Below are 7,305 nucleotides of genomic sequence, written 5' to 3' on the forward strand. Positions count from 1 at the left end.
ACCATTGTGCCCGACGCACCTCCGGATCGGCTGGACGGCTGACGGGTCGCGGACGTCGTTGGTTACGCTTCCTCCATGCTCCTCCCTGCCCCCCTCCTGATGTCCACCCCCGTGCCGGCCCTGGACCCGGTGTGGGAGTTCTGGCTCGACAAGCCGCTGCGGATCCTCCTGGTGCTGCTCGGCGCCTCGATCCTGGCCGCCGTGGTGCGGCTGCTGATCCGCCGGGTCACCGGGGGGATCGCGAAGGGCACCCGGTCACGGATCGTGCGCCGGATGGAGCGGGGCAGGCCGCGCTGGGTCGAGGACGCGGGACTGGCCGGCGCGCGGCAGTCCCAGCGCGCCCACACCATCGGCTCGGTGCTCTCGTCCGTGGGGACGGTGGTGATCTGGGCCGTGGCCCTGGTGATGATCATCTCGGAGCTCGACTACGACATCGGCCCGGTCCTGGCCTCCGCCGGCATCGCCGGGGTGGCCCTGAGCTTCGGGGCGCAGTCCCTCGTGAAGGACTACCTGTCCGGGATCTTCATGGTCGCCGAGGACCAGCTCGGCATCGGGGACGTCGTCGACCTCGGCGAGGCGAGCGGGACCGTGGAGTCCGTGGGGCTGCGCGTGACCCAGGTCCGGGACGTCAACGGCACCCTGTGGCACGTGCGCAACGGGGAGATCCTGCGCGTGGGCAACCAGTCCCAGGGCTGGGCCCGCTGCGTGCTGGACCTGCCGGTGCCCTACGACACGAACATCGAGCTGGTCACGGAGCTGATCCTGCACGAGGCGGGGCTGCTGCGGGACGACCCGAAGGTCGGCGAGTACATCACCGAGGACCCGGAGGTGTGGGGCGTGGAGGCCGTGACCGGGGAGTCCGTCACCGTGCGCGTGGCCGTCCGCACGGTCCCCCTCAAGCAGTGGGACGTGGCCCGGGCGCTGCGGCTGCGGATCAAGAAGATGCTCGACCGCGAGGGCCTGCACGTGCCCCTGCTGAACCAGACCGTGATCCGGCAGGCCGAGGCCGGGGTCGCGGCGCCCGGTCCGCCGGAGACGGGACAGGTCCGGTCGGTCCGGCGCGATGTGCCAGGATCGGACGCATGAGCATCGTCAAGATCAACGCCATCACCGTCCCGGCCGACTCCGGCGACGAGCTGGGCCGGCGCTTCGCCGCCCACAGCGGCTCCATGGCCGGGGTCGCGGGCTTCGAGGGCTTCGAGCTGCTGCGACCCACGGACGGGCGCACGCAGTGGCTCGTGCTCACCCGGTGGGCCGACGAGGACTCCTACGACGCCTGGCGGTCCTCGCAGGACTTCGCCCGGTCCCACGGCGGCCCCGCCGGGGAGGGCGAGCGCCCCCGGCCCGTGGGCACCGCCTCGGAGCTGTGGTCCTACACGGTGGCCGTCGAGCAGCAGTCCCCCGGACAGCAGTAGGCGCCCTCAGCGCCGGCCACGGCCGCCGGACCGGCGGCCGCCCTTGGGCCCGCCGCGACCGGACCGCGCCCCGCCCCGGGGCGCGCCCGCCCGCCGCGCCCCCTGCGGGGGCTGTCCCCCACGGCGCGACGACGGGGCCCGTGCCGGACCCGCCTTGGCGGCCGGCCGGTCCTCCGCGGCCGGGGACGCCGGTGCGGCAGCACCCCGGGAGCTGTTGAGCCCCCTGCCGCGGACGACGCCCACGAAGTCCTGCACGAGCTCCTCCTGCTCCTCCGGCAGGTCCTGCGGCCACACCAGCGCCACGGGGACCGTGGCGGCATCGGGCACCACACGGTGGACGAGGTCCTTGCGGTGGTGCAGCCGGGCGAGCGACATGGGCACGACGACCAGCCCCAGGCCCGCGGCGACGAGCTCGACGGCGTCCCGGGCGTGGCGCATCGGGGGCAGCGGCGCGTCCGCGGCGACAGCCTCCGGGGAGCGCAGCCGGTGGCGCTCGGGGAGGGTCGCCGGCTCCTGCAGCAGCACCTCGTCCACGAGCTCCGCGACCGGCACCTCGTCGAGCAGGGTCAGCTCGTGGTCCCGCGGCAGCACCACGACCTGCTGCTCCGCGTAGAGCTCCACCGCCCGGTACTCCTCGCGCAGCGTGGCGAGGCCGTCGAGCCCGGGGCGCGGGTGCGCGGGCAGCCGCACGAAGCACGCGTGGGCGCGCCCCGCTCCCAGCTCCTCCTCCCACGCGTCCGTCTCGAGCGGGCGCTCGGCGAGGACGCGGCCGGGGTTGCGGTCCCGCCACCGGAAGAACCACTTGCCGGGCATCACGCCGGGGACGAAGGCGACCGCCAGGTCTGCCGTCTCGCCGGCCTCGTCGGCTGCGGGGTCGTGGGGTCCGGGCGCGTCGTCCATGCCGGTCAATCTACCCACTGCCGACCCTGCTCCCCGACCACCGGCGGGAACCGCCCCGGACGCGCCGGGCGCCCGAGATGCGAAACCGGCGCGGGATGTATACGATGGAACGGTTGCTCCGGGGCTATAGCTCAGTTGGTAGAGCGTTTCGTTCGCAATGAAAAGGTCAGGGGTTCGATTCCCCTTAGCTCCACCGGAGGCGAAGGCCCCCGCTCGGCAGGACGCCGGACGGGGGCCTTCGTCGTGCGGGCCGGGAGCCGCTCGCTAGTTCCCGTAGAGGACGTGCTCGAAGTTCCACCCGTTGCCGATCCTGCGCCCGGTGCCGTTGTTGGCCCAGCGCGGCGTGCCGTTGTTGCGCCCCTCGTGGCGGTACCAGAACAGGTCTCCGTCGAACGCGACCGCGTAGACGATCCCGCCTCCACCGCCGAAGACGTGGGCGAAGTCCCACCCGCTGCCGACCTTGCGCCCGCGTCCGTTGTTGGCCCAGCGCGCCGTGCCGTCGCCGCGTCCCTCGTGGCGGTACCACAGCAGGTCCCCGTCGTGCTCCACCGCGTAGATGATCCCGTCGCCGCCGGCGAAGACGTGGGCGAAGTCCCACCCGTTGCCGATCTTGCGCCCGCGTCCGTTGTTGGCCCAGCGCGGCGTGCCGTTGCTGCGCCCCTCGTGGCGGTACCAGAACAGGTCACCGTTGCCCTGCACCGCGTAGAGGACCCCGGCGTCGCCGGAGAAGACGTGGGTGAAGTCCCACCCGCTGCCGACCTTGCGCCCGCGGCCCCGGTTGGCCCAGCGCGCCGTGCCGTCGGCCGCGCCGTCGTGGCGGTACCACAGCAGGTCCCCGTCGTGCTCGACCCCGTAGAGGACCCCGGCGCCGCCGGCGAAGACGTGGGCGAAGTCCCACCCGCTGCCGACCTTGCGTCCGGTGCCGTTGTTGGCCCAGCGCGGCGTGCCGTTGCTGCGGCCCTCGTGGCGGTACCACAGCAGGTCCTTGTCGTCCTCGACCCCGTAGATGACGCCGTTGGTGCTGGGTGCGGCGGCAGCCGCCGTCGGAACGGCCCCGACGGCGACAGCGGAGGCCACGGCGGTGCCGGCCGTCAGCAGTCCGCGGCGGGACATCACCAGGGAGATCCCGGACGGGGTCGGCCCGTCCGGCTGGGTGTGCTCGGTCATCACGCACTCCTCGGGTGCTGGAAGCCGTCCCGGCGGCCGTCCTCACCGGCCGACCGGGCAGTCGAGTCCGGGCCGGGAAACGCGCGAGAACGCGAACGGCCCGTCGACTGCGACCATCGTCCCCCCGTCCCCGTGACCCGGGCATGACTACTGCGACGGAACCGGACAGGCCGGCCCCGGCCGCCCGCCGCCCCGGGTGCAGACGGGGCCGGGGCGGCTCCGGCAGGGCTCAGGCGGGTCGTGGCGCGCCCCGCCGGAGCCTCTCGGGAGGCGTCCGCGCGGTGGCGTCCGGAGCGCCGCTCAGGCGAGGTCCTCCCGCAGCTGGGACAGGAGCACCCCCACCACGTCCGCCCCGCCGTCGGTCCCGGCCCGCAGGCGGAGGACCTCGGCGCCGTGCAGCGCCCCCACGGCGTAGCGGTCCGCACCGGAGCGCCCGAGGGCGGCCGCCGTGCCCGCGAGCCACCGCTCCACCACCGCGGCGTCCATGATCCGGCCCAGCTCGTCCTGGTAGTCCTCCGCGTCCCGGGCCGCGCGCCGCAGCTGCTTGCCCGGCCGGTGCCCGGTCCGGCCGAGGACGGCGTCGACGTAGCGCACGCGCTTGACGGCCTTGCGGACATCGTGCAGGTGCTCCAGCTGCCCCTCGCCGCCCGGGCCACCGGCCAGCTCCGCCTCGGCCACGCGCACCACCTTCCGCAGGGCCCGGTGCACCACTGCGTCGGCGACCTCACGCCCCGAGAGCCGGGTGCACTCCTCGGTCAGCGGCGGACGGGCGGCGAAGTCCTGGACGTCCGCCAGGAGCCGCAGGTGCTCCTGGCCCGTGACGTGCCGGCGCACCTTCGCGGCCGCCGTCCGTGCCTCCTCCTCGGCCCGCTGCCGCAGGCTCTCCGCCGCGGCCGGCCCCACCCGCCCCTCGAGCGCCTCCACGCGCCCGGCCAGCAGCTCCGCCGTGACCTCGGCGTCCCGGGCCGCGGACAGCGTCCGGGCGAGCTCCCGCAGCCGGGCGTCCAGCTCCTCCGCCGCCGCGCCGTCGAAGAACGGCTTGGCCGCCCTCAGCACGCTGCGCAGGGAACGGGAAGTCACGCGCATCTGGTGCACCGCGTCCGGGACGTCGAGGCGGACCCTGAAGTCCCAGAGCACCAGCTGTTCGGCGAGCTCCCCGAGCACCGCGCGCAGCACGTCCGGCCCGCCCGCCGGCTTCCCCTTCCTTCCCGCCTTGTTCTTGTTCTTCTTGTTCTTCTTGTTCTTCGTGCCGCTCCCGGCCTTCTTGCCGCTCCTGCCCTCCGGCTGCTTCTCGTCCTGCTTCCGGCCGGGCCCCGCCGGGGCGTCGTCGTCCTCGCCGAGCGCGCGGGCGATCTTCGCCCGGGAGGTGGACGGCTTCCCGCCGGCCGCGAAGACCACGGCCTCGACCGCGGCGAAGATCTGTTCCTGGCGCACCTCGGGCACCGTGCCGTCGAGGAGCTCGACCTCCCACTCCGACCAGGACCGCGCCGTTCCCGTGCGCTCGTCGACGGCGTCCACGACGTCCACGGCGAGCTCCGCGACCGCCGCCCCCGTGCTGTCGCTGATCCGGTGCACCTGCCGCACGGTGCGGAGGGTCGCCACCGGCCGCAGCTCCTGTCCCCCGGTCAGCCCGGCGAGGAGGTTCCGCACGGACGCGGGCATCCGGTCCGGGGTGCGCAGCAGCGGCACCTGCAGCTCGTGGCGTCCGTCCGCGCCCTGGAACTTCACGTGCCACCCGTCGTCGGCCCCGCCCCGGCGGCGGCGCAGCGCGACCAGGCGCCGCCCCAGGGCCATGTCCTCGGTGTCGTGGTAGACGGCCTCCATGCGGTGCTCCACGGGCTCGGCCGAGACGGTGCACCCCTCCAGCGTGCTCCAGTCCACCCGGGCCTCGGCGCCCTCCGGGAACTCGTACTTGCGCTCGACCTCGCGGTGGGCGACGGCGGTCATGGGTGTCCTCCTGGTCGGGGCCACCGGCCGCCGGAACCGGCGGCCGGCCGTTGCGGCGATGATACCGGGGCCGTGCACGGCCCCCGGGGACGCGAACCGCCGCGCGCCCCGGTGGGGGCGCGCGGCGGTTCGTGCGGCCCGGTCGACCGGGCCGGCTGGTGCGTGCGCTCAGGCGCGGCGGCGCTTGAGGACGTCGTCGAGGTCGAGGGCGGCGCGGCCCTGCTCCTCGCCCGTGCGCACGGCGTCCTTGAGGCTCGCGGAGCGGGCGGCGGGCTGCTCCGGCACCGGCAGCGGCTCCGGCTCCGGGCGCTGGACCACGGGCGCCTCGGCGTAGGTCGGACGCGGCACGGGCACCGGCTCCCACGTCCTGGCCGCGGCGGCCGGTGCGGACTCTCGGGCCACGCGGAGCGCCTCGGCCCGCAGCTCCTCGACCGTGAAGGCGGCGGGTGCGGGCATCCGGGGCTGCTCCTCGGGGGTGGGCAGGTCGAGGTCCTCAGCCGTCCGGCGCGACTGCTCGCGGACCTCCTCCGCCACGACGTGCTCGTTGTCGAACAGGGCGACGTCCTCGCGGGGGGCGTGCGGCTCCGCATCCGCCTCCGGCGCCCGGACCGCGGGGCGCGACGCACGGCGGGCGGCCCGGTCCTGGACGGCCAGGTAGCGCAGGGACAGGACGGAGCCGACGCCGAGCAGCAGCAGGAAGACGGGCCACGGCCAGCTCACCGCGGCGGAGAACGGTGCGACCACGGCGGTGACGAGTGCGGCCAGGAGGGCGGCGCACCCGGCGAGGAGGATCACGGCGCGGTCCCGCCTGATGCGCAGGTGCCCTCTGCCGGTGCGTCCGGGGTCGCCGTCGGCGGGCCGGGGGACGGTGTCGGTGGTCGCCATGATGTTCCTTCGTCGGCGGGACGCGGGTGGGGGCTGCTCGATCGGCGCGGGGAGACCGTCGGGGCCGGCCGTCTCGGCCGGCGCCTCGACGGGGAGCTCCCGGCGGCGCTGCAGTCGCGGCGCGACCCAGAACAGCGACAGCGCGCACACCACGGCCAGCACGGCCGAGCTGCTCACCCAGATCATGGTCGCGGTCCTGCCTTCGTGGTCGCCGGATCGAGCGGACGGGGGACGCCGGCGCGCTGCGCCGGCGTGTCCGGGGCCCGGGCTCGGGCCGTGAGGAACAGCCTACTACCGCGGGGGCGCGCCTGTGGGTATCCCTGTGGACACGCCCGGCCGGGTCACTGCCACACGGCGGGGCGGTCCGATCCCGTGAACCGGCGGACGAGTCCCTCGGGCGCCTCCGGCGCGGTGAGCGCGAAGCTGCGGTGGTCCGTCCAGCGCCCGTCGATGTGCAGGAAGTCCTTGCGCAGCCCCTCGTCCCGGAACCCGAGCTTCTCCACCACCCGCAGGGACTTGGTGTTCTCCGGCCGGATGTTGATCTCGATCCGGTGCAGCCCGAGGCCCTGGAAGCAGTAGTCGGTGGCCATGGCCACCGCCATGGGGGCCACGCCGCGTCCCGCCTGGTCCCGGTCCACCCAGTACCCCAGGGTCGCGGACAGGAACGACCCCCACGAGATCCCGGAGACGGTCAGCTGGCCGACGAGACCGAACCGCTCCGTCCCCGGGACCCGCTCCGTGATGAGGAAGGGCAGCGCCGTGCCCTGCCGGGCCTGCTGGTCGAGGGTGCGCACGAACTGCCCGAACGTGGGCGGGGCCCCGCCGGGTGCGGGGTTCGTGGCCTCCCACGGGTCGAGCCAGTCCCGGTTGCGGGCGCGCACGACGTCCCACTCCCGGCGGTCCCCCCGGGCCAGCGGACGCAGCCGGAGGTCCCCCCAGGAGACGGTGACGGGCCACCGGAACTGTCCGGCCACGGGAGCGCGGTCTCTCA

7 protein-coding genes and 1 tRNA gene are annotated in these 7,305 nt (G+C 75.2%); 3 read left to right on the top strand and 5 right to left on the bottom strand.

The window, feature by feature from the left end; translation table 11 throughout:
- Positions 1-75: 75 nt before the first annotated feature.
- Together E7Z53_RS17965 and E7Z53_RS17970 are read left to right on the top strand one after the other, a co-directional pair.
- The gene (locus tag E7Z53_RS17965; RefSeq protein WP_017833368.1) at positions 76-1,086 is read left to right on the top strand and encodes a mechanosensitive ion channel family protein; all 1,011 of its coding nucleotides are present in this window, start codon (positions 76-78) and stop codon (positions 1,084-1,086) included.
- Positions 1,083-1,415: an antibiotic biosynthesis monooxygenase family protein gene (locus E7Z53_RS17970; protein WP_017833367.1), complete on the top strand. Its 333-nt coding sequence runs from the start codon at positions 1,083-1,085 to the stop codon at positions 1,413-1,415. Before E7Z53_RS17965 ends, E7Z53_RS17970 begins: the two co-directional genes overlap by 4 nt.
- Before the next feature lie 6 nt (positions 1,416-1,421).
- On the opposite strand, the gene E7Z53_RS17975 is transcribed toward E7Z53_RS17970, so the two are convergent.
- Complete coding sequence (locus tag E7Z53_RS17975) at positions 1,422-2,315, bottom strand: LysR family transcriptional regulator substrate-binding protein (protein WP_176338486.1); 894 nt, start codon at positions 2,313-2,315, stop codon at positions 1,422-1,424.
- Positions 2,316-2,435: 120 nt separating this feature from the next.
- Between E7Z53_RS17975 and E7Z53_RS17980 the strand changes: the two genes are divergently transcribed.
- A tRNA-Ala gene (locus E7Z53_RS17980) sits at positions 2,436-2,508 on the top strand.
- 71 nt (positions 2,509-2,579) lie between these two features.
- Here the strand turns inward: E7Z53_RS17980 and E7Z53_RS17985 are convergent.
- From E7Z53_RS17985 to E7Z53_RS18000, 4 genes are all read right to left on the bottom strand, one after another.
- Positions 2,580-3,482 (bottom strand): tachylectin-related carbohydrate-binding protein, encoded by a 903-nt coding sequence (locus E7Z53_RS17985; protein WP_176338487.1) that lies wholly within the window; start codon positions 3,480-3,482, stop codon positions 2,580-2,582.
- Between the two features lie 300 nt (positions 3,483-3,782).
- Entirely contained in the window at positions 3,783-5,429 is a 1,647-nt protein-coding gene (locus E7Z53_RS17990) for a CYTH and CHAD domain-containing protein (protein WP_017833364.1), read from the bottom strand.
- Between the two features lie 168 nt (positions 5,430-5,597).
- On the bottom strand, positions 5,598-6,500 hold the full coding sequence (locus E7Z53_RS17995; protein ID WP_255219672.1) for a hypothetical protein: 903 nt from the start codon (positions 6,498-6,500) through the stop codon (positions 5,598-5,600).
- 155 nt (positions 6,501-6,655) lie between these two features.
- Positions 6,656-7,288, bottom strand: coding sequence for a GNAT family N-acetyltransferase (locus tag E7Z53_RS18000; protein WP_017833362.1), 633 nt, complete (start codon positions 7,286-7,288; stop codon positions 6,656-6,658).
- Positions 7,289-7,305: the final 17 nt, after the last annotated feature.

The organism is Kocuria salina (assembly GCF_013368965.1).
GTDB lineage: Bacteria > Actinomycetota > Actinomycetes > Actinomycetales > Micrococcaceae > Kocuria > Kocuria rosea.

Bases quoted from the DNA above. Each gene is read 5' to 3' on its own strand.
- E7Z53_RS17970 (WP_017833367.1), top strand. From the start codon at position 1,083: ATGAGCATCGTCAAGATCAACGCCATCACCGTCCCGGCCGACTCCGGC.
- E7Z53_RS17990 (WP_017833364.1), bottom strand. From the start codon at position 5,429: ATGACCGCCGTCGCCCACCGCGAGGTCGAGCGCAAGTACGAGTTCCCG.
- E7Z53_RS17985 (WP_176338487.1), bottom strand. From the start codon at position 3,482: ATGACCGAGCACACCCAGCCGGACGGGCCGACCCCGTCCGGGATCTCC.
- E7Z53_RS17975 (WP_176338486.1), bottom strand. From the start codon at position 2,315: ATGGACGACGCGCCCGGACCCCACGACCCCGCAGCCGACGAGGCCGGC.
- E7Z53_RS17965 (WP_017833368.1), top strand. From the start codon at position 76: ATGCTCCTCCCTGCCCCCCTCCTGATGTCCACCCCCGTGCCGGCCCTG.
- E7Z53_RS17995 (WP_255219672.1), bottom strand. From the start codon at position 6,500: ATGATCTGGGTGAGCAGCTCGGCCGTGCTGGCCGTGGTGTGCGCGCTG.